At 46.5% G+C, this 226-nt stretch carries 1 rRNA gene; it reads right to left on the reverse strand.

Annotated elements, in window-relative coordinates:
• Positions 1-98, reverse strand: a 5S ribosomal RNA gene (gene rrf, locus H6A25_RS13215); the annotation flags it as partial.
• Positions 99-226: the final 128 nt, after the last annotated feature.

A 226-nucleotide genomic window follows, 5' to 3' on the forward strand; every position in this document is an offset into this window, starting at 1 on the left:
TCCCAGGCCGTCGCCAGCCAAGTATCTTCGGCACTCGTGAGCTTAACTTCTGTGTTCGAAATGGGAACAGGTGGACCCTCACGGTCATCGGCACTTACTTCGTATTTCTTTATTGTACTTTCATTGGCAAAAGCACAATGAAAACTGAACAAGGAAGGAAACATGGAAACGAGGTTGCCCAATATTTTAGGTCAAGCCCTCGGCCTATTAGTATCAGTCGACTGAA

Origin of the sequence: Intestinimonas butyriciproducens (assembly GCF_016901775.1) — a bacterium.
GTDB lineage: Bacteria > Bacillota > Clostridia > Oscillospirales > Butyricicoccaceae > Pseudobutyricicoccus.